17 protein-coding genes are annotated in these 18347 nt (G+C 73.2%); 10 read left to right on the forward strand and 7 right to left on the reverse strand.

Annotation, left to right across the window (positions count from 1 at the left end; all coding sequences use genetic code 11):
- Positions 1-66: 66 nt before the first annotated feature.
- The 5 genes from E5082_RS06505 (at position 67) to E5082_RS06525 (ending at position 5942) form a co-directional block, all read left to right on the forward strand.
- Entirely contained in the window at positions 67-1389 is a 1323-nt protein-coding gene (locus E5082_RS06505) for a D-alanyl-D-alanine carboxypeptidase family protein (RefSeq protein WP_135790317.1), read from the forward strand.
- Positions 1390-1578: 189 nt separating this feature from the next.
- Complete coding sequence (locus E5082_RS06510) at positions 1579-2865, forward strand: multidrug effflux MFS transporter (protein WP_135790318.1); 1287 nt, start codon at positions 1579-1581, stop codon at positions 2863-2865.
- Positions 2817-3992: a serine hydrolase domain-containing protein gene (locus tag E5082_RS06515; RefSeq protein ID WP_135790319.1), complete on the forward strand. Its 1176-nt coding sequence runs from the start codon at positions 2817-2819 to the stop codon at positions 3990-3992. Before E5082_RS06510 ends, E5082_RS06515 begins: the two co-directional genes overlap by 49 nt.
- Before the next feature lie 46 nt (positions 3993-4038).
- Positions 4039-5031, forward strand: coding sequence for a small ribosomal subunit Rsm22 family protein (locus tag E5082_RS06520; protein ID WP_135790320.1), 993 nt, complete (start codon positions 4039-4041; stop codon positions 5029-5031).
- A 167-nt stretch (positions 5032-5198) separates the two neighbouring features.
- Positions 5199-5942, forward strand: coding sequence for a bifunctional DNA primase/polymerase (locus E5082_RS06525; RefSeq protein ID WP_135790321.1), 744 nt, complete (start codon positions 5199-5201; stop codon positions 5940-5942).
- A 25-nt stretch (positions 5943-5967) separates the two neighbouring features.
- Here E5082_RS06525 and E5082_RS06530 read toward each other — a convergent pair whose 3' ends face one another.
- The 4 genes from E5082_RS06530 to efeO form a co-directional block, all read right to left on the reverse strand.
- Positions 5968-6933, reverse strand: coding sequence for an SCO2278 family lipoprotein (locus tag E5082_RS06530; RefSeq protein ID WP_135790322.1), 966 nt, complete (start codon positions 6931-6933; stop codon positions 5968-5970).
- Positions 6934-7010: 77 nt separating this feature from the next.
- Positions 7011-7853 carry an iron uptake transporter permease EfeU gene (efeU, locus tag E5082_RS06535; protein WP_135790323.1) on the reverse strand — a complete coding sequence of 281 codons (843 nt, stop codon included), beginning with the start codon at positions 7851-7853 and terminating at the stop codon, positions 7011-7013.
- Positions 7854-7856: 3 nt separating this feature from the next.
- The gene (gene efeB / locus E5082_RS06540) at positions 7857-9110 is read right to left on the reverse strand and encodes an iron uptake transporter deferrochelatase/peroxidase subunit (protein WP_135790324.1); all 1254 of its coding nucleotides are present in this window, start codon (positions 9108-9110) and stop codon (positions 7857-7859) included.
- A gap of 17 nt (positions 9111-9127) precedes the next feature.
- Positions 9128-10264 (reverse strand): iron uptake system protein EfeO, encoded by a 1137-nt coding sequence (gene efeO, locus E5082_RS06545; protein WP_135790325.1) that lies wholly within the window; start codon positions 10262-10264, stop codon positions 9128-9130.
- 212 nt (positions 10265-10476) lie between these two features.
- Between efeO and E5082_RS06550 the strand changes: the two genes are divergently transcribed.
- Positions 10477-11121, forward strand: a complete 645-nt coding sequence (locus tag E5082_RS06550) for a PhzF family phenazine biosynthesis protein (RefSeq protein WP_135790326.1) — start codon at positions 10477-10479, stop codon at positions 11119-11121.
- A 20-nt stretch (positions 11122-11141) separates the two neighbouring features.
- On the opposite strand, the gene map is transcribed toward E5082_RS06550, so the two are convergent.
- Positions 11142-11999 (reverse strand): type I methionyl aminopeptidase, encoded by an 858-nt coding sequence (gene map, locus E5082_RS06555; RefSeq protein ID WP_135790327.1) that lies wholly within the window; start codon positions 11997-11999, stop codon positions 11142-11144.
- A 58-nt stretch (positions 12000-12057) separates the two neighbouring features.
- Here map and E5082_RS06560 point away from each other — a divergent pair, with 58 nt between their 5' ends.
- Positions 12058-12288 (forward strand): hypothetical protein, encoded by a 231-nt coding sequence (locus E5082_RS06560; RefSeq protein ID WP_135790328.1) that lies wholly within the window; start codon positions 12058-12060, stop codon positions 12286-12288.
- A 91-nt stretch (positions 12289-12379) separates the two neighbouring features.
- Here E5082_RS06560 and E5082_RS06565 read toward each other — a convergent pair whose 3' ends face one another.
- Entirely contained in the window at positions 12380-12976 is a 597-nt protein-coding gene (locus E5082_RS06565; protein WP_086692546.1) for a hypothetical protein, read from the reverse strand.
- Positions 12977-13104: 128 nt separating this feature from the next.
- Between E5082_RS06565 and npdG the strand changes: the two genes are divergently transcribed.
- Entirely contained in the window at positions 13105-13830 is a 726-nt protein-coding gene (gene npdG, locus E5082_RS06570; RefSeq protein WP_135790329.1) for an NADPH-dependent F420 reductase, read from the forward strand.
- Between the two features lie 65 nt (positions 13831-13895).
- Positions 13896-14090, forward strand: a complete 195-nt coding sequence (locus E5082_RS06575; protein WP_086692550.1) for a hypothetical protein — start codon at positions 13896-13898, stop codon at positions 14088-14090.
- Here E5082_RS06575 and E5082_RS06580 read toward each other — a convergent pair.
- Entirely contained in the window at positions 14080-14880 is an 801-nt protein-coding gene (locus tag E5082_RS06580) for a site-2 protease family protein (RefSeq protein ID WP_135790330.1), read from the reverse strand. The genes E5082_RS06575 and E5082_RS06580 overlap by 11 nt on opposite strands.
- A gap of 152 nt (positions 14881-15032) precedes the next feature.
- Between E5082_RS06580 and E5082_RS06585 the strand changes: the two genes are divergently transcribed.
- A complete protein-coding gene (locus E5082_RS06585) occupies positions 15033-18326 on the forward strand; it encodes an AfsR/SARP family transcriptional regulator (RefSeq protein ID WP_135790331.1) in 3294 nt (1097 codons plus the stop codon).
- Positions 18327-18347 lie beyond the last annotated feature (21 nt).

Genomic DNA, 18347 nt, shown 5'->3' on the forward strand with positions numbered 1-18347 from the left:
AAAGTCCTGGCCGGGGAAACACCTCCCCCGGGTAAGGGCCGTCCGGAGCCGGTGTACGGTCCCCGGGTGCGTGAAAGTACCCCGCTCAGCCGACGTGCCCTTCTCGGTCTCGCGGCGGCCGCCGTCCCCCTGACCGCCACCGCCCCCGCCTCCGCCGCCGGGGCGAGATCCGCGGGGGCGAGATCCGTGGGGACCGGCGTGGTGGGCGGTGAGCGGCTCGGGCTCGGCGGGGTCCAGGTACGGGCGGCCGGGCTGCCGAAGAAGCTCACCGCGCAGGCGTGGCTCGTCGCCGACCGGGACACCGGCGAGGTGCTCGCGTCGTACAACGCGCACCGGCGGCTCGCGCCCGCGTCCACGCTGAAGATGCTGTTCGCGGACACCGTGCTGCCCAAGTTCGCCCCCGACCAGCGGTACCGGGTCACCGACGCCGACCTCACCGACATACCGTCCGGGTCCAGCCTCGTCGGCGTCCAGGCCGGGACCACGTACACCGTCGAGCAGCTCTGGCAGGGCGTGTTCCTGCGCTCGGGCAACGACGCGGTGCACGTGCTGGCCCACATGAACGGCGGGATCGCCCGCACGGTCGCCGAGATGCAGGCCCGGGCCGAGTACCTGCACGCCCTCGACACCCATGTGGTCAGCCCGGACGGCTTCGACCACAAGGGCCAGATCTCCTCGGCGTACGACCTCACACTGTTCGCCCGCGCCGGGCTGAAGAACCCCGACTTCCGGCGCCACTGCGGGACACGTACCGCCGACTTCCCGGCGGGCGGCAGGAAGACCTTCCAGATCCAGAACACCGACCGCCTGCTCACCGGCGCGTGGGGGCTGCGGCCGTACGCGGGGCTGCTCGGCGTCAAGAACGGCTACACCAGCCACGCGGGCAACACCTTCACCGGCGCCGCCACCCGTGGCGGCCGCACCCTGCTGGTCACCGTGATGCACCCCGCCGAGGGCAGCAACGCGGTGTACGAACAGACCGCCGCCCTCCTCGACTGGGGCTTCGGCGCGGGCCGCGCGGCCCGGCCGGTCGGGCTGCTCGCCGCCCCCGGCGGCACGAAGGCGGCCCGCCCGACGGTCAGCCCCCTCCCGGCCGAACACTCCGCCCACGCCTCCGCCACCCCGCCCGGCCCCTCCACCCTCCGCCTCGCCGAGGGCGCGGCCGGCACGGCGGCGCTTCTGGGCGCCGGCGCCTGGGCTCTGCTGCGCCGTCGCCGGGCCGGTACGGCGGGCGTTGCCGCCGAAGCGGCGCCGGGCGGCCGCCGCGGGGACCGCGCGGCGGACACCACCGCCGGGACGGTGCCCCCGCAGGGCGGCCGCCGCCGTGCCCCAGCGCCGGAGAACCCGACGGAAGCCGCCTCCCAACAGGGCGGCCGCCACCGCCGCTGACGGCTCTCCCCGCCCCGAGGGCCGCGACCCCACGCCGGTCCCCTTGCGCCCCCCCGCCACCGCCTGGCGCTTCCGGCGCAACCTGCTGTTCGGGCGCACCGTCGGAGACCTTCGTACACACGTCCCCCCACCCTCCCGGAGCTGAGACCATGGTGGGCGTTGTCCGGGGTTCTGGCTGGGAGGGGTTGTATGGGTGAGCGGGATGTCGTGACGGCTTCGGGGGTGGAGGCCGCTCACGGGGCGGCCGGAGTCGCGGAGCGGCCGCGCGGGGTGCTCGTCACCTTCATGCTCGGGGCGCTCACCGCCACCACACCGCTGGCGATGGACATGTACCTGCCCTCGCTGCCGGAGGTCACCCGGACCCTGCACGCGCCCGCCGCCACCGTGCAGCTCACCCTCACCGCCTGTCTGGCCGGGATGGCGCTCGGGCAACTGGTCGTCGGCCCGATGAGCGACCGGTGGGGACGGCGCCGCCCGCTGCTGACCGGGCTCGCGGTGTACCTCGTCGCCACCGCCCTGTGCGCGTTCGCGCCCACCGTCGAGACGCTGGTCGCCTTCCGGCTGGCGCAGGGCCTCGCGGGCGCGGCCGGGATCGTCATCGCGCGGGCCGTCGTACGCGACCTGTACGACGGTGTCGCCATGGCCCGCTTCTTCTCCACCCTGATGCTGATATCCGGGGTCGCCCCGATCGTCGCGCCGCTGATCGGCGGGCAGATCCTCCGGGTGACCGACTGGCGGGGCGTGTTCGTCGTCCTCACCGCCATCGGGGCCGTGCTCACCGCCCTGGTCTGGCTGCGGCTGCCCGAGACGCTGCCGCCCGCCGAACGGCACCGGGGCGGAGTGAAGGAGTCCCTGCGCACCATGCGCGGCCTCCTCGCCGACCTGCCCTTCACCGGCTACCTCCTCGCGGGCGGCTTCGCCTTCGCCGCGCTGTTCGCGTACGTCTCGGCGTCCCCGTTCGTCGTCCAGGAGGTCTACGGCGCCTCCCCGCAGACCTTCAGCCTGCTGTTCGGGCTCAACTCGGTCGGCCTGGTCGTCGCCGGGCAGATCAACGGCAAGCTGCTGGTGGGCCGGGTCCGGCTGGACCGGGTGCTCGCCTGCGGCCTCGCGGTGATCGTGCTGGCCGCGACCGCGCTGCTGCTCATGTCCACCGGGGTGTTCGGCGAGATCGGGCTCGCGCCCGTCGCCGCCGCGCTGTTCGTGCTGATGTCGGCGATGGGCTTCACCATGCCCAACACCCAGGCGCTCGCCCTGCTGCGCACCCGGCACGCCGCCGGTTCCGCCTCCGCGCTGCTCGGTACGACCTCCTTCCTCATCGGCGCGGTCGCCTCCCCGCTCGTCGGGATCGCCGGAGAGCGCACCGCCGTCCCGATGGCCGTCGTCCAGTTGGCTGCCGCGCTGGTCGCGGGCGTCTGCTTCATGGGACTGTGCCGTCCCTGGAAGGCGGGCGCGGGCCCGGAGGGAGTGGACCACTGAGCGCACCGAGACTCCGTCCAGGCACCCCCGAGCGGGCCGGGCTGGACCCCGCGGGGATGGCCCGCCTCACCGACGACCTGCACGCCCTCACCGCCGGGGCGCACCCCTGGGCGGCCGGGGCCGTCGCGGTGGCCGGGCGCGGGCCGGTGATCGCGGTCGCCGAGGCGTCGGGGTGGGCCGTGCGGTACGCCGCCTGGGACCCGAAGTCCGGCACCGGTGTCGAACTGCCTCCAGCCCAGCGGGTGCCGGTCACCCTGGACACCCCCTTCGACCTCGCCTCGCTCACCAAGCTGTTCACGTCCGTCGCGGCGCTCCAGCAGATAGAGCGGGGCACCCTCGGGATCGACGCCCGCGTGGGCGCGTATCTGCCCGAGTTCACGGGGGCGGCCGAACACGGCGTCACCGTGCGGCAGTTGCTCACCCACACCGCCGGGCTCGCGCCCGAACTCCCGCTGTACGAGTACCCCGGCCTCACCGCCCGCCTGGCCCGGCTCCGGGCGGAGCCGCCGACGTCGAAGCCGGGGGAGCACCTGTACTCCGACCTCGGCATGCTGCTCCTGCAGTTCGTGCTGGAGCGGATCACCGGGCGGACCCTGGACGTACTGATCGCCGACGGCATCACCCGCCCGCTGGGCATGACGGCGACCTCCTACGGGCCCCGCCCCGACGCCGCGGCCACCGAGGACCAGCGGCGGCCCTGGGCCAAGGCGGACCGGGGGATGCTGCGGGGTGTCGTCCACGACGAGAACGCCTGGGCGCTGGGCGGGGTCGCGGGCCACGCGGGCCTCTTCTCCACCGGCCCCGACCTCGCCGTCTTCTGCCGCGCCCTCCTCGCGGGCGGCGCGTACGGGCCCGCCCGCATCCTCGGCCCCGACTTCGTCGAACTCCTCCTCACCCCGCCCGGCCTCGGCTTCGCCCTCGACGAGCCCTGGTTCATGGGCACCCTCTCGGGCCACGGCGCGGCCGGCCACACCGGGTTCACGGGCACGTCCCTCGTCCTCGACCCGTCGACGGACACCTTCCTCGTCCTGCTGGCCAACACGGTCCACCCGGTCCGCCGGCCCCCCGACAGCCACCCCCGGGCGGCCCTGGCCTCCCGCCTGGCGAAGGCGGTACGGGACGCCTAGTGCCTCAGGCCCGCGTACGCGTTCGCGCACCTGAGAGAATCGTCGGGTGAACGCCCTCGCCTCCGCCGCCGATACGCTCCGTTCCACCCTTGCCGGGGTGCTGGACGGGTTGCCGCCCCGGCAGGCGGCTTCCGCCGTTGAGCGGCTCATCAGCAACTACCGGGGGGACACCCCGACGAACGCGCCGATTCTGCGGGACCGGGCCGATGTGGCGGCCTACGCCGCGTACCGGATGCCGGCGACGTTCGAGGCGGTGCGGGCGGCGCTGGAGGCGTTCGCGGACGCGGTGCCCCGGTGGGTGCCGGGCAGTCATGTGGACATCGGGGGCGGGACCGGCGCCGCGACCTGGGCCGTGGCCGCCACCTGGGAGGGGGAGCGCCCGGTCACCGTGCTGGACTGGGCCGAGCCCGCGCTCGCCCTCGGGCGGGAGATCGCCGGTTCGCACCCCGCGCTGCGCGGTGCCCAGTGGCGGCGGGCCCGGATCGGGGCGGCGCTGGAGGTGCCGGAGACCGACCTGGTCACCGTTTCGTACGTCCTCAACGAGCTGTCCGAGCCCGACCGTGCGGCCCTCGTCGACGCGGCCGCCGCTGCCGCGCGGTCCGTCGTCATCGTGGAGGCCGGGACCCCGGCGGGGTACGAGCGGATCATCGAGGCCCGCGACCGGCTGATCGCGGCCGGATTCCGGGTCGCCGCACCGTGTCCGCACAGCGCGGCGTGCCCGATCGTGCCGGGCACGGACTGGTGCCACTTCGCGGCGCGGGTCAGCCGTTCCTCGCTGCACCGGCAGGTCAAGGGCGGTTCGCTGGCGTACGAGGACGAGAAGTTCAGCTACGTCGCCGCGACGCGGCTGCCCGCCGAGCCGGCCCCCGCGCGTATCGTGCGGCGGCCGCAGATCCGTAAGGGTCAGGTGCTGCTCGATCTGTGCGAGGCGGATGAGCGACTGCGGCGGACGACCGTCACCAAGCGGCACGGTGACCTGTACAAGGCCGCCCGCGACGCCGAGTGGGGCGATGCCTGGCCGCCGCTGGGGGACAGCTAGTTCCTGGAACGGCTTTCCCTGGCAAAGAAAGGGGAAAATCGCGCATACCCCTTCATTGTGAAGTATGTCTCGCCAGGTTCCTTCATATCCGTGCTCGGCCTCCCCTTGGCGGAGGATGATGGGACGATGAGGCATGCTGTCCGCACCACAGCGAGGCGAGGGGACAGATGAGCGCGACGTTCGGCGGCCGGTCCGGCCGGCAGGGCAGGATCTCCCAGTGGCTGCGTGGACGGCGTCCCAAGGACGAGACCGCCGACGACGGTGGCCGTGAGGCGATGCTGGTCGCCACCGCCGGTGCCGGGTTGCCGTTGGCGCCTGCCGCGTATCCCGCGCCGGGATACGGGTGTTCCTGTGACCGCGTCGGCTGTCCCACTCCCGCCCGGCATCCGGTGTCCTTCGCCTGGCAGACCCAGTCGACCACCGACCGTGCGCAGATCGAGCGCTGGGCGCGTGAACAGCCCGAGGCCAACTTCATCACCGCGACCGGCATGACCCACGATGTGCTCGACGTCCCGCTGGACGCCGGGCGGACTGCCCTCGATCGACTGCTCGGAGAGGGGGTGGAGGTCGGGCCGGTCGCCGAGAGCGATGACGGGCGCATGCTCTTCTTCACCCGGACCCGGGGCACGCCCGAGGACGAGGACGAGTGGTGGCCCTGTGAGCTGGACTGCCACCCCGAGACGATGGACGAACACCCCGGCCTCCGCTGGCACTGCCGGGGCTCGTACGTCCTGGTCCCCCCGGCCCGCCTCCCCGGCGCCCCGACGCGTGGCGTCCGCTGGGTCCGAGGCCCGGAACACGCCCTGCCCGAGCCCCTGACCTTGCTGGAATCCCTGACGGACGCCTGCGCCCGCCACGCCGGCACGGAACCCGACCACCACGCCGCAACCCCCTGGCCGTCTCGCCACTGAACACCGCGGCCTCCGGCCGGACCGGCTACTCGCCCTGTGCGGCGGTCAGCCCCTGTACTCGTCCCACCACCGACACCGGCCCCCCGCCCGCGGGGTCCACCGCTGCCTGGTTGGCGACGAACTCGAGCGTCAGGGACTGCTTCACCTCGCCCTTGGTGAGGGCCTGGACGTCCCGGTTGGGTACGGCGACGGAGGTTCCGGCGGCGGCCGTGCGTTTTTCGTAGTGGTGGGAGGCGAAGAAGACGAGCGTGCCTCCGTCCGCCGTACGGAGGGCCAGGGGGGCGAAGGCGTCGCGGGTCAGCGGTTCGTCGATGTACTGGCGTACCAGCCCCGGCTTGCGGGCCTGTTGCGCACGGATCGCGCGCCAGCCGCTCGTGCTCGGGCCGTCGGCGAACGTCCTGCCCCCGTCCCGCAGATAGGCCGCGTACCGCGAGCTCAGGTCAGGGGCCGGTACGGCCTCGGCCCAGCCGTCCGCCCCCACCCGGAACTTCGGCACCTGCCGGGCGGGGACCAGCGTCAGATACGTCACCCGCCACGACTCGCCGAGACCGTCCCGCACGAACACCATCAACCACCGCGCGGAACCCCCCTTGTTGCCCTGGGCGTCCACGACGAACCACCGGGGCCAGCCGGCCTTCGCCGGAATGGTGAACCTGGCGTCGGTCAGGGTCAGCGGAGTGTGCCGGGAGTTCCCGCCCGGATTGTTCGCGTGCCCCGCCTTCAGCCGCGCGGAGTCGATCGCGCCGAACGCGCCGGTGACATACCCGGCGTCGAGAGAGGAGTCGAAGGCCCGGTCGGCCTTGTTGTACGCGTCCGTGAACCGGGCCAGAGCGCGGGCGGCCTCCGCGCGGCTCGCCGCCGGCAGCACCTCCCGCTCGCCGTGCACCACGACACACCCGCTGGTCATCAGCGCGCAGGCGGCCAGCGAGGCCGCTATGCGTACCCTCCGGTTCCGGCCGCGAGCCCCACGACCGCTGCGATCCCTGCTCATCAGGCGACGTCACCCTCCCCTTCCCGGAGGGGAACCCTACCGGGAGGGGAGCAGCGCCCGGCCCCCCGAGGGGCCGTCTACTTCGCCGCGCTCGCCGCGGTCCCGGCCGTACGGACGGGGACGCGGGAGGGGAGCAGGAACAACGTCAGCACCGGCACCAGATACAGCAGCCACACCGTGAGCTGGACCACCGTGGGGTCGGGCTGGAAGTTCAGGACACCCTTCAGCAGCGTCCCGTACCAGCTGTCCGGCGGAATCGTGTCGCTGATGTCGAAGGCCAGGTTCGTCAGCCCCGGCACCCAGCCCGCCTCCTGGAGGTCGTGGACGCCGTACGCGAGGACACCCGCCGCGACCACGACCAGCATTCCGCCGGTCCAGGTGAAGAACTTCGCCAGGTTGATGCGCAGCGCGCCCCGGTAGAACAGCCATCCCAGCAGCACCGCCGTGGCGATACCGAGGGCGACGCCGATCAGCGGGCGCGGAGTGCCGTCACTCGCCGCGTGCACCGACGCCCAGACGAACAGTGCGGTCTCCAGCCCCTCCCGGCCCACCGCGAGGAACGCGGTGGCGACCAGCGCGCCCGTACCCATGGCGAGGGCGGCGTCGAGCCGGCCGTGCAGCTCCGACTTCAGGTGCCGGGCGGTGCGCCGCATCCAGAACACCATCCACGTCACCAGGCCCACCGCGAGGATGGACAGCGAGCCGCCCAGCGCCTCCTGTGCCTGGAACGTCAGCTCCTGCGAGCCGAATTCGAGCGCGAAGCCGAAGCCCAGGGCGAGTGCGACCGCGATGGCGATGCCGGTCCAGATCGGCTTCAACGCCTCCCGGCGGCCGGTCTTGACCAGGTAGGCGATCAGGATGCAGACGACGAGCGACGCCTCCAGACCCTCGCGCAGACCGATCAGATAGTTGGAGAACACGGACTACGCCTCCTTGGAGAACAGCGCCCGGCCCCACCAGTCGTGGGAGTCACGGACACCGGGCGGGACCGCGAAGACCGCCGAACCCACGTGCTGGATGTACTCGTTGAGCGCGTCGTGCGCGGAGAGCCGCCGCTGGAGCGGGATGAACCCCTCGCGCACGTCACGCTGGTAGGCCAGGAAGAACAGGCCCGCGTCCAGGCGGCCGAGCCCGTCCGTGCCGTCGGTGAAGGAGTAGCCCCGGCGCAGGATGGTGATCCCGTCGTTGGAGTCGGGGTGGGCCAGGCGCACATGGGCGTCGGGCTTCATCGCCTTCAGGAACGGCGCGTCGTGCTCCTTCGCCTTCCCGACCGGCGCCCCCTCGCCCTTGTCCCGGCCGAACACGTCCTCCTGCTCCTGGAGCGAAGCACGGTCCCAGGTCTCGATGTTCATCCGGATGCGCCGCGCGACCAGATACGAACCCCCGGTCATCCAGGCCGACTTGGCGTCGCCGTCCGACGCGGACACCCAGACGTGCTTGTCCAGCCGGGCGGTCTCGGTGCCGGCGATGTTGCGGGTGCCGTCCTTGAAGCCCATCAGGTTGCGAGGGGTCTGGGCGTCCGGCGTGGTCGAGGAGGTCTTGCCGAACCCCAGCTGGGACCAGCGCACCGCGACCTTGCCGAAGCCGACGCGGGCCAGATTGCGGATGGCGTGCACCGCCACCTGCGGATCGTCCGCGCACGCCTGCACACAGAGGTCGCCCCCGGTGCGGGACTTGTCCAGGTTGTCGCCGGGGAACTTCGGCAGGTCCGCCAGCGCGGGCGGGCGCCGGTCGGCCAGGCCGAACCGCTCGAAGAGGGAGGGCCCGAAGCCCACCGTGAGGGTCAGCCGGGAGGGGCTCAGGCCCAGCGCCTCGCCGGTGTCGTCCGGCGGGGCCTCGGCGAGCCCGCCGTAGGCGCCCTCACCGACCGGCTTCCCGGCCGTCATCAGCCGGGCCGCGGCCGTCCAGTCCTTGAGCAACTGGACGAACTCCGCGCGGTCCTCCGTCTTCACGTCGAACGCGGCGAAGTGCAGCCGGTCCTGCACCGGGGTGGCGATGCCCGCCTGGTGGGGGCCGTGGAACTCCACGGCGCCGCCCGAGCCTGCCGACGCCGGGCTCGGGCCGTCGTGGGACAGTGCCACACCGCCGCCCGCCGCGGCGGCGCCGAGCGCGAGCCCGGCACCGCCCCATCCGATCAGCGCGCGCCGCGAGGGTCCGCCACGCTCGTTCTCGTTCATCTCCCGTGCTCCCGTGCCTACTTGACGACCGCGGCCGCGAGCTTGGAGAGCGGCTCGGCCAGGGCGTTCACCGCGTCGGACAGCTCCTTGCGCTGGTCCTTGCCGACCTTGTCGTAGGAGACGAAGTCGTAGGAGTCCTTGGCGGGGCGGTACTTGTCCAGCAGCTTGTCCAGCGCCGCGAACTGCTTGTCCAGTTCACCGGTGAGCGCGGAGTCGTTCTTGGCGGCGACCGGCTTCAGCAGCTCGTACGCCTTCTGCGCGCCCTCGACGTTGCCCTTGAAGTCGACCAGGTCGGTGTGCGCGTAGCGGTCCTCCTCACCGGTGACCTTGCCGGTGGCGACCTCGTCCAGCAGCTCCTTGGCGCCGTTGGCCATGGAGGTCGGGGTGATCTCGGCCTTGCCGACGCGGCGCTGCCAGTCCTTGAGGTCGGTGACCAGCTCGGCGGCGAGCTTCTTGTCCCCGGCGCCGATCTTCTTGTCCTGCCAGAGGGACTTCTCCAGCCGGTGCCAGCCGGTCCACTTCTGGCCGTCCTCCAGGCCGTCCTCGCGGGTGTCGACCTTGGGGTCGATGTCACCGAAGGACTCGGCGACCGGCTCGGTGCGCTCCCAGCCGAGCCGCGAGGGCGCGTACGCCTTCTTCGCGGCGTCGAGGTCGCCGGCCTGGACCGCCTTGGCGAAGGTCTCGGCGAGCGGGACCGTCTCGTCGGCCTGGTCCTGGGCGTACTCGCGGTATCCGGCGACCGCTGCGTCCAGCGCCGGGTTCCGCTTGGTGGACCTGCCGGAACCGGTCACGTCCAGCTTCTGCCGGACGCCGTGGCCCTTCATGCCGGGACGGCAGGCGATCTCGTACGAGCCCGCCTTCACCTCGGCGGTCAGCGTGTACTTGGTGCCCGGCCCGATGTTCTCCTTCTCGGAGACGATCCGGTCGTCGGGGAAGACGATCTCGACCTCGGTGGCGCGCGAGCCCTTGTTCTCGATCTTCAGGGTGACCTGGCCGGCCGGAACCGACTTCGCGGAGGTGTCGCACCTGGTGTCCGCGGCGGTGACCTGGATGGCGTCGCCGCCCTTGGCGTCGCTCTTGGCGGTACAGGCCGACAGGGCGGTCAGCGCGGCGGCCGCGGTGGCGGCGATCGCGATCGGACGGGCGGCTCGCATACGGGCTCCAGGCGGTCAGGGCGGCATGAACCCGCCCGCTCGTTCGGTGAGGCTTGCCTAACTTACCCGACCCTTAGTCCGTCCGTCCCCGCCTGATACCGGATTCGAACGGTACGAAAAGATCACAGACACGACTTGATGTCGGCGTCCAAAAAACGATCTCAAGCAATGGCAAAGAGCAGGTCAAGCGCCCGCGATGCTTCAATGCACCGGTGACTGACTACGACGTGCTCCGGGTCTTCTGCGGCCCCTCGGGCGGCTACGGCAACGAACTGGGCGTCGTCCGCGAGGGCTCGCTCATGCCCGGACGGGACGACCGGCAGGCGCTCGCCGCCAAACTCGGCTTCAGCGAGACCGTGTTCGTGGACGACCCCGAGCGCGGGGTGATCGACATCTACACCCCCGTCTCCCGGCTGCCCTTCGCGGGCCACCCCTGCGTCGGCACCGCCTGGCTGCTCGACGTACCCGAACTGGTCACACCCGCCGGGGAGGTCGGCACCCGGCTGGACGGCGAGTTCACCTGGATCGAGGCCCGCGCGGAGTGGGTCCCGCCGCGCACCCTGCGCCAGTACGCGAGCGCCGCCGAGGTCGACGCCCTGGAGGTGCCCCCGCCGGGTGAGTGGATCTACGCCTGGGCGTGGGAGGAGGAGGCGGCAGGACGGGTACGGGCCCGTGCCTTCCCCGGCCGGGACGACGGGATCGACGAGGACGAGGCGACCGGCGCGGCCGCGCTGCTGCTCACCGACCGGCTCGGCCGCGCCCTCAACATCACCCAGGGCCGCGGCTCCCAGATCCTCACCGCTCCCCAGCCGCACGGCTGGGTGGAGGTGGGCGGCCGGGTCGTGCTGGAGCGCTGACGCCCTGGGGCGCTGACGCCCTAGGGGAGAGTCAGGATGTCCGCGCCGGTGTCCGTCACCACGAGGGTGTGCTCGAACTGGGCCGTGCGCTTGCGGTCCTTGGTGACCACGGTCCAGCCGTCGTCCCACATGTCGTACTCGTGGGTGCCGAGGGTCAGCATCGGCTCGATGGTGAAGGTCATGCCGGGCTTGATGACCGTGGTGGCGTGCGGGGAGTCGTAGTGCGGCACGATCAGCCCCGAGTGGAACGACGAGTTGATGCCGTGGCCGGTGAAGTCCCGCACGACGCCGTAGCCGAAGCGCTTGGCGTAGGACTCGATGACCCGGCCGATGATGTTGATCTGCCGGCCGGGCCTGACCGCCTTGATCGCCCGGTTCAGCGCCTCGCGGGTGCGCTCGACCAGCAGGCGGGACTCGTCGTCCACCTCGCCCACCAGATAGGTGGCGTTGTTGTCGCCGTGCACCCCGCCGATGTACGCGGTGACGTCCAGGTTGACGATGTCGCCGTCCCTCAGCACCGTCGAGTCCGGGATGCCGTGACAGATGACCTCGTTGACCGAGGTGCACAGCGACTTGGGGAAGCCGCGGTAACCCAGCGTCGACGGGTAGGCCCCGTAGTCGCACATGTAGTCGTGCGCGACCTTGTCGAGCTGGTCCGTGGTGACACCGGGGGCGATGATCTTCGCCGCCTCCGCCATGGCCTGCGCGGCGATCCGGCCGGCGGTCCGCATCGCCTCGATCGTCTCGGGCGTCTGCACCTCCGGACCGGTGTACGGCGCGGGCGCGGGCTTTCCTACGTACTCCGGGCGGCGGATGTTCCCGGGCACCGGGCGGGTGGGGGAGAGCTCCCCTGGTACGAGCAGCGACTGGCCAGACATGCCAGCGAGTCTAACCAGCGGGCATGGGGGAACATGTGGGTGGCGAGAGGAGCCGTCGATGTCCGTGTTCAAGAAGCGCGCCAAGGGCAAGCCGGGCGAGTGGTACTACTGCCTGGAGCACAAGAAGGTCGAGGAGGGCCCCGACTGTCCCGGCGAGGACCGTCTGGGTCCCTACGCCTCCCCGGACGAGGCGCGCCACGCGATGGAGATCGCCCGCGAGCGCAACCTCGAGTGGGAGAACGACCCGCGCTGGCACGACACCCCGCCCGACGAGTCCGACAAGGACTGACGCGGCTCTTTCAGAGTTGACCCTGAGCCGCTCCCACCGCTGGTGGGGGCGGCTTCGTGTTTCCTCACCAGAGCTTCCCACCTGGGCGTCCTCACCAGGGCGCTGCCGGCGGCGCCGTCAGGGTCTCCGCCAGCCGGGAGAGCCGGTCCCTAAACCCCCGGCGGGCCCTGGGCGGCCCCGCGTTCTCGCCGGCCGCCGCGCTCACCAGGTGCTGCACGCTGTCCAGGTCCAGCTCCGCGCCGTCCGGCACCGCCAGCGTCTCGTGCGCCATCGCCGCCAGCTCGCTCCCGCCCGCCCCGAGCGCCAGTACGGTCACCCCGGCCCGGCGTGCGCTGTGCACCCGCTCCAGCAGCTCGGCCGGTTCCTCCGGCGCCACCACCAGCAGGGTCTCGCCGCGCCGGGCCTCCGCGATCCGGCCGGGACCCACCGCCAGATGCGCCGGGTCACCGGGGCGGGCGTGGTGCCGGACCAGGGTGGGGGCCAGCTCGGGCGTGCCGGACCAGGCCGCCTCGTCCACCAGGTGCGCGGCCAGGTGCCACGGCTCGTACTCCTCGGTGCCCGCCAGCAGCAGGCCGCCGCCGTGGGCCGTCACCGAGCCGCGCAGCACCCCCGCGAACCGCCGGGTGGCGCCCAACCACTCGGTCCCGGCGAGCACTTCGCGCAGCAGCGCGACCCGTACGGCGTCCATGCGGCCGCATCCTGCCGCAACCGGTCGCTCCCGCACCGCAGTTCACGCGCGGTTCACCCCTGCGGGTACCGCCTGACACGGCCCACCCTCGCCGGGTGGCGGCGCCGGTACGGACGTAGAGTCGGCCCATGACCTCCAGCGACAGCGCACAGCAGAGCGGATCCGCCCCCGCGAAGGCCCCCGCCAAGGACCCCTGGGACCTGCCCGACGTCTCCGGGCTGACCGTCGGCGTGATCGGCGGCACCGGACCGCAGGGCAAGGGCCTCGCCTACCGGCTCGCCAAGGCCGGCCAGAAGGTGATCGTCGGCTCCCGCTCCGCGGACCGCGCGCACGCGGCCGCCGCGGAGCTGGGCCACGGCGTCGAGGGCGCCGAGAACGCCGAGACCGCCCGCCGCAGCGACGTCGTGATCGTCGCCGTGCCGTGGGACGGCCACGCCGACATCCTGAAGTCGCTCCGCGAGGACCTCGCGGGCAAGCTCGTCGTGGACTGCGTCAACCCGCTCGGCTTCGACAAGCAGGGCGCCTACGCGCTCACCGTCGAGGAGGGCAGCGCCGCCCAGCAGGCCGAGGCGCTGCTCCCGGACTCCCGTGTCACCGCCGCCTTCCACCACCTCTCCGCCGTCCTCCTGGAGGACCCGGAGATCGACGAGATCGACACCGACGTGATGGTCCTCGGCGACAAGCGGGCCGACACCGACATCGTGCAGGCCCTCGCCGGCCGCATCCCCGGCATGCGGGGCGTCTTCGCCGGGCGGCTGCGCAACGCCCACCAGGTGGAGGGACTGGTCGCCAACCTGATCTCCACCAACCGCCGCTACAAGGCGCACGCCGGGCTCCGCGTCACCGACGTGTGACGGCGGCGGGGCCCGATGGGGGACACTGGTCGGCGTAGCAGTGTCCCCCGACAGGAGCCGACCCCATGCCCCGCATCGCCCTCGTCACCCTCGCCGTCTGCGTGCTCGCCGTGGCCGCGGCCGTCGTGTCCTTCGTCCAGGGGAGCTGGCTGGGGATCGTCTGGGTGCTGCTGGCGGGCCTGACGTCCAACATGGCGTTCCTGGCGATCCGGCGCGACCGGGCCAAGTCCGGCACCGGCACCGGCTCCGCTACGGGATGAGCGAGCACCCCTGCGGGGTCTCGGTCCAGAAGCGGTACAGGTAGGAGCCGCAGTCCGAGAAGGCGCCGTCCACGCCCAGCGCGCTCAGCAGGGTGTAGATCACGTCGAAGAACGCCCAGTTGACCGAGGGCACCCACAGCAGCGCGAACACGATCAGCAGGCCGAACGGCGCGATCGGCTCCACCTGCCGCTTGATCCCGTTCGACAGCCAGGGCTCGATCACGCCGTAGCCGTCCAGGCCCGGCACCGGCAGGAAGTTCAGGACCGCCGCCGTGACCTGGAGCAGCGCGAGGAACGCCAGCGCGTACCGGAAGTCGCGCGGGACGCCGTCCAGCGCGTGCAGCCAGAACGGCGCCGTGCACACCGCCGCGAACAGCACGTTGGTCAGCGGACCGGCCGCCGAGATCAGGCTGTGCCGCCAGCGGCCCCTGATCCGGCCCCGCTCGATGAAGACCGCGCCGCCCGGCAGACCGATCCCGCCCATGATCACGAACAGCACCGGCAGCACGACGCTCAGCAGGGCGTGCGTGTACTTGAGCGGGTTCAGCGTCAGATAGCCCTTGGCGCCGATCGAGATGTCCCCGCTGTGCAGGGCGGTACGGGCGTGCGCGTACTCGTGCAGGCACAGCGAGACGATCCACGCGGCCGTCACGAACAGGAACACCGCGAGCCCCGGCTGCGCCGCGAACCCCGTCCAGGTCGCCCAGCCCGTCACCGTCGCGATGGCCACGATTCCGGCGAACACGGGACTGATCCGGCGGTCGCCGGCACGCGAGAGGGCGGTGGTCATGGGGCTCCTGCCTACGGATAAGTGCTGAGGGTCGACCGTACCGGTGATGCGGGGGTAACGTCCCGGCCCCGCCGCCGGGTTCCGGGCCGCCCGGCACGTCGGTGCGCGCGCCGGTGAAACCCGGAGGCGCCGCGGGTGCGTCCCCAGGGACAATGGACCCCGTGCGCTATCGGCTTCTCGGCACCACTCAGGCTCTCCGTCCGGACGGCACCTCCGTCCCCGTCGGCGGGGCGCGGCTGCGCGCCCTGCTGACGGTGCTCGCGCTGCGCGCGGGGCGGACCGTACCGGCCGGGGTGCTGGTCGACGAGGTGTGGGGGGCCGACCCGCCCGCCGACGCGCCGGGCGCCCTCCAGGCGCTCGTCGGGCGGCTGCGCCGGGCCCTCGGGGCGGACGCGATCGCCTCCGTCGACGGCGGGTACCGGCTCACCGCCGCCCCGGACGACGTGGACCTCGCCCGCTTCGACCGGCTCACCGGCGACGGCCGCCGCGCCCTCGACGACGCCGACCCCGCCAAGGCCGCCGCCCTCCTCGACGACGCCCTCGCCCTGTGGCGCGGTCCCGTCCTCGCCGACCTGCCCGACCGCACCTCCGACGCCGCCCGCTGGGAGACCCGCCGCCTGGACGCGCTGCGCGCCCGGCACACCGCCGCGCTCGCCCTCGGGCACGCCGAGTCCTCCCTGCCCGAGCTGGCCGCGCTGTGCGACGAGCACCCCCTGGACGAGCCCTTGCAGGCCCTGCGGCTGCGCGCCCTGCGCGACACCGGCCGCACCGCCCGGGCGCTGGCCGCCTACGAGGACGTACGGCAGCTCCTCGCCGACCGGCTGGGCTCCGACCCCGGCGCCGAGCTGCGCGCGCTGCACGCCGAGCTGCTGGCCGACACCGCGCCCGAACCGGTGGTGCCCGCCCCTGCCACCCCCGCCGCTTCTGCCACGTCCCGGCCCGCGCCGGGCAACCTGCCCGCCCGGCTGACCTCGTTCGTCGGCCGGGAGTCCGACATCGATGCCATCGGCGCCGACCTCTCCGGCTCCCGGCTGGTCACGCTGCTCGGGCCCGGCGGCGCGGGCAAGACCCGGCTCTCCATCGAGGCCGCCGAGGCGGTCCGGGACACCGTGCCCGACGGGGCCTGGCTCGCCGAACTCGCGCCCGTGGACGACCCCGACGCCGTACCGCAGGCCGTGCTCACCGCCATCGGCGCCCGCGAGACCGTGCTGCACGGCGCGGGCGTCGACAGTGTGCGCGCCGCCTCCGACCGCTGGGGCGACCCCGTCGCGCGGCTGGTCGAGCACTGCGGGCGGCGCCGGATGCTGATCATCCTGGACAACTGCGAGCACGTCGTGGACGCCGCCGCCCGGCTCGCCGAGCGCCTGCTGGCCGACTGCCCCTACCTCACCGTCCTCGCCACCAGCCGTGAACCCCTCGGCGTGCCGGGCGAGTTGCTGCGCCCGGTCGAGCCGCTGCCCGAGCCGGTCGCGCTGCGGCTGCTCGGCCACCGCGGCGCGGCCGCCCGCCCCGGCTTCGCGGTGGCCGACGACCCCGAGGCGTGCGCCGAGATCTGCCACCGCCTGGACGGCCTCCCGCTGGCCATCGAGCTGGCGGCCGCCCGGCTGCGAATGCTGACGCCTCGTCAGATCGCGGACCGGCTGGACAACCGGTTCCGGCTGCTCACCTCCGGCAGCCGCACCGTCCTGCCCCGCCAGCAGACCCTGCGCGCGGTGGTCGACTGGTCCTGGGACCTGCTCGACGCCGGCGAACGCGAGGTCCTGGGCAAGCTGTCGGTGTTCGCGGGCGGCTGCGACCTGGCGGCCGCCGAGGCCGTCTGCGGGCCCGTCGCGCTGGACACGCTCGGCTCCCTGGTCGACAAGTCCCTGGTGGTGGCCGCCCCTTTTGCCGCTTCCGGCATGCGTTACCGGCTGCTGGAGACCGTCGCCGAGTACGCCGCCGAACGGCTCGACGAGAGCGGCGAGCGCGCCGCCGCCGAGCGCGCCCACCTGACCTACTACCGCGAACTCGCCCGCACCACCGACCCGTTGCTGCGCGGCCGCCACCAGCGCGAGGCCATCGACCGCATCCAGGTGGAGTACGAGAACCTGCGCACCGCCCTCCGGCACGCCGTCGCCCTGCGCGACGAGCAGGAGGGGCTGTGCATGGTGCTGTCGTTGCTCTGGTACTGGCAGATGCGCGACCAGCGCATGGAGGTACGGGCCTGGTGCGAGGAGATCATGGCGCTCGGCCCCGACCCGTTCGCGGAACCGGCCGCGCCCGCCGAGCCGGTGTGGCGGCGCAGCACCGAGACCCCGCCCCCGCTCACCGGCGAGGACCTCGCCGAGGCCCGGCGCGGGCTGCACCTGGCCCATCTGGCCTGCATGGACACCGACATGGAGGCGTGGCAGAGCCCGGAGGCGCGGGACAAGCTGACCGTCGTCACCGAGGTCTACCGCCCCGGCCTGCCGCAGACCTGCCGCTCGCCCGGCATGCTCTGGTGGTTCGCCGAGATGCTCGTCCACGGCGTGAGCCGGCTGCCCGAGATCACCGACGCCACCGTGCGCACCTGCCGGGAGACGCCCGGCTACGAGTGGGAGCTGGCCGGCGCCCTCCAGACCCGCGCCAACCTGCTGGCCAACCGGGCCACGTGGGCGGGCGACGCCACCCGCGACGCGGACGAGGCACTGGAGATCTACCGGCGCCTCGGCGACGACTGGGGGCTGGCCGAGGCACTGTCCGCGCGCGGCGAGGCCCATGAGCGCAAGGGGATGTACCGGCAGGCCGCCGCCGACTACGAGGGCGCCATGGCGCACGCCGAACACCTCGGGGCCCGCGCCCAGATGGCCGTCCTCGGCGCCCGCCTCGGCAATGTGCTGCTGGAAGCGGGGGACGAGGAGCGGGGCGAACGGCTGCTGCAGGAGGTCGTGCACGAACTGGACGGCAGACACAGCGAGGCCATGCCGGTCGCCCGGATGCATCTGGCGTCCTGGCTCCTGGTCACCGGGCGCACCGCCGAGGCGCGCGCCCAGCTCACCCTGCTGCGCGAGGAGTTCGTGCTCTCCCGCTTCATCGTCTTCGACACCATGATCCTGGCCCAGGAAGCCTGGCTGGACGCCGAGGAAGGGCACTCCGAGCGCGCGCTGGAGGGCGTGCGCCGGGCGCTGGACCTGGCCGGCGACTCGCTGTGCGAGGTGGTCGTCCCGCAGATGCCGACCGTCTGCCTCACCGTCGCGGCGCTCGCCCTGGCCCTCGTCCCCGACGGCTCCCGCGCCCTGGACGCCGCCCGCTGCCTGGGCGCCTCGTCGGCCCTGATGCCGGAGGGGCATCTGCGGCCGCAGGTGGAGCAGCGGGCCTACGACCGCACCGCGGCCCGTATCCGTGAAGTGCTCGACGAGACGGCGTTCGACGCCGCGTACGCCGAAGGCGGTGGCCTCTCCCTCGTGGAGGCCACCGCCCTGGTGTGAAGCGGTGCACTGCGCACCGGT

Origin of the sequence: Streptomyces griseoluteus, assembly GCF_004784465.1 — a bacterium.
Classification (GTDB): Bacteria; Actinomycetota; Actinomycetes; order Streptomycetales; family Streptomycetaceae; genus Streptomyces; species Streptomyces griseoluteus.

Excerpts from the sequence above, each read along its gene's own strand:
- npdG (WP_135790329.1), top strand. The coding sequence starts at position 13,105 with ATGACCTCCAGCGACAGCGCACAGCAGAGCGGATCCGCCCCCGCGAAG.
- E5082_RS06580 (WP_135790330.1), bottom strand. The coding sequence starts at position 14,880 with ATGACCACCGCCCTCTCGCGTGCCGGCGACCGCCGGATCAGTCCCGTG.
- E5082_RS06565 (WP_086692546.1), bottom strand. The coding sequence starts at position 12,976 with ATGGACGCCGTACGGGTCGCGCTGCTGCGCGAAGTGCTCGCCGGGACC.
- efeB (WP_135790324.1), bottom strand. The coding sequence starts at position 9,110 with ATGAACGAGAACGAGCGTGGCGGACCCTCGCGGCGCGCGCTGATCGGA.
- E5082_RS06510 (WP_135790318.1), top strand. The coding sequence starts at position 1,579 with ATGGGTGAGCGGGATGTCGTGACGGCTTCGGGGGTGGAGGCCGCTCAC.
- E5082_RS06585 (WP_135790331.1), top strand. The coding sequence starts at position 15,033 with ATGGACCCCGTGCGCTATCGGCTTCTCGGCACCACTCAGGCTCTCCGT.
- E5082_RS06530 (WP_135790322.1), bottom strand. The coding sequence starts at position 6,933 with ATGAGCAGGGATCGCAGCGGTCGTGGGGCTCGCGGCCGGAACCGGAGG.
- E5082_RS06560 (WP_135790328.1), top strand. The coding sequence starts at position 12,058 with ATGTCCGTGTTCAAGAAGCGCGCCAAGGGCAAGCCGGGCGAGTGGTAC.
- E5082_RS06575 (WP_086692550.1), top strand. The coding sequence starts at position 13,896 with ATGCCCCGCATCGCCCTCGTCACCCTCGCCGTCTGCGTGCTCGCCGTG.
- E5082_RS06525 (WP_135790321.1), top strand. The coding sequence starts at position 5,199 with ATGAGCGCGACGTTCGGCGGCCGGTCCGGCCGGCAGGGCAGGATCTCC.
- map (WP_135790327.1), bottom strand. The coding sequence starts at position 11,999 with ATGTCTGGCCAGTCGCTGCTCGTACCAGGGGAGCTCTCCCCCACCCGC.
- efeO (WP_135790325.1), bottom strand. The coding sequence starts at position 10,264 with ATGCGAGCCGCCCGTCCGATCGCGATCGCCGCCACCGCGGCCGCCGCG.